Genomic DNA, 2,029 nt, shown 5'->3' on the forward strand with positions numbered 1-2,029 from the left:
TGTGTATAAGAGACAGACCGAGGCCACCCTGACCGCCGTCACCGGAGACGGTGCCACCGGCACCGCCCACGCCACCGCGGCCGCCGGCTCCGCCGGCAAACCCGGTAGCGCCCTTGGCTCCGGTGCCACCGATACCACCGGGCATCGAGTTGCCGTTGATGTCCTTGCTGACGGCACCGGTCGCGCCGTTCGCGCCGACCGAGGTGTTGTTCCCGGCATTGCCACCGTTGCCGGCCGTACCGCCGTTGCCGCCGGTGCCGTGCTGGGCAGCCGCACCGCCGTTGCCGCCGTTACCGCCGGCGGCGCCGGCACCGTTCACGGCGCTGGTACCAGCGGTGCCGTTGGCCCCGTTACCACCGTTACCGCCAACACCGCCGTTGCCGTACTCGCCGTAGGCGTTACCGCCCGTGCCGCCGTTACCGCCCGCCTGGGCCTGGCCGCTGCCCAGCACCACGCCGTTGCCGCCCTTGCCGCCGGTACCACCGGTAGCGACGTTGCCGCCGTTGCCTGCGGCACCGTTGTTGGCCTGGGTCACGCCGTCGCCACCGAGACCACCGGCGCCAGCCGCGCCACCAGTGCCGGCGATGCTGCTGCTGTTACCGCCGTTACCGCCGGTACCGGCCACCAGGCCGGAACCGCCGCCGGCGCCGTCGCCGCCGCGGCCGCCGACGCCGGCGTTGCCGCCCGCGCCGCCGTCGCCACCGACACCACCGAGGCCGTCCGCCCCGGCGTTACCGAGTGTTGCGGTACCACCGGCACCACCGTTACCACCCGCGCCACCGGCCGCGCCGTGACCCGCAGCGCCGGTCGCGTCGCCACCGACGCCACCGTTGCCGCCGGTACCCGCGGTTGCGTGGGCACCGTCGGCGCCGTTGGCCGCATGGCCACCGGCACCACCGTGTCCACCGACACCACCGTTACCGCCGGTACCGCCGTCACCGGCGATGGCGCCACCCGCGCCGCCCTGGCCACCGTGACCGCCCGCGGTACCTTCCGTGCCGTCCGTGCCGTTGCCGGACACGTCCGTGGTTCCAGCGAGCCCGTCGGCACCAGCACCGCCGTCACCACCGGCACCACCGGTGCCGATGGTGGTCGCCGCGCCGCCGTTACCGCCGTTACCGCCGACCTGCCCGTACGCGGCGTTACCGCCGGCGCCACCGTTACCGCCGTTGCCGCCGAGGATCGCGCCGTCCTGGCCGTCACCGGCGGCGACACCGTCGCCGCCGAGACCACCGGCACCACCGGCACCCGCCGCACCGGCGTTACCACCGGCACCACCGTTGCCGCCGGATCCAGCGACTGCCTCGACACCGCCACCGGCGCCATGACCACCGTTACCGCCGTTGGCGCCGTTGCCGGTGTTACCACCGGCACCACCGGCGCCACCGGCCCCGGCCAGTCCGGCATCGCCGTTGGTGGCTGCGCCGCCGGCACCGCCGGCGCCACCGTTACCGCCCGCACCGCCGTTGCCGTTGGTGCTGGTCGCGTCGGCACCGTCGCCGCCGTTTGCGCCGCTGCCGGCTGCCGCGTCGGCACCGTGCGCTGCGTTGGCACCGGCGCCACCGTGGCCACCCGCACCACCGACGCCGCCAAGACCACCGGCGCCACCGTTGCCCGCGGTGGTGCCGCCGGCACCACCATGGCCGCCGCTGCCGCCGTGGCCACCCGCGGTGCCCGCGGTGCCGTCGCCGAGCCCGTCGGTGATCCCGTCGACGCCGGCCGTACCGGCACCGCCGTTACCACCCGCGCCACCGGTGCCGATGGCACCAGCTGCGCCACCGTTACCACCGGCGCCACCGTCCTGGGCGAGGTCACCCGGCAGCAGGACGCCGTTGCCACCGTTACCACCGGCGCCACCGTCACCGCCGGCACCGTTGGTGCCTGCCTGGCCGCTGGCCGCCTGGCCGCTCGCGCCGACACCGCCGGATCCGGCCGCGCCACCGACGCTGCGGTCACCACCCGTGCCGCCGTGACCACCGTTACCCGCCGCCAGGCCGACACCGCCGTCGCCACCGTGACCACCGGCACC

1 pseudogene is annotated in these 2,029 nt (G+C 75.9%); it reads left to right on the forward strand.

Annotated features, from left to right (window positions below):
• Window positions 1-2,029: pseudogene (locus LI92_RS24005) on the forward strand (hypothetical protein); the annotation flags it as partial.

Source organism: Mycobacterium sp. UM_Kg1, from assembly GCF_000972925.1.
Lineage (GTDB): Bacteria > Actinomycetota > Actinomycetes > Mycobacteriales > Mycobacteriaceae > Mycobacterium > Mycobacterium hiberniae.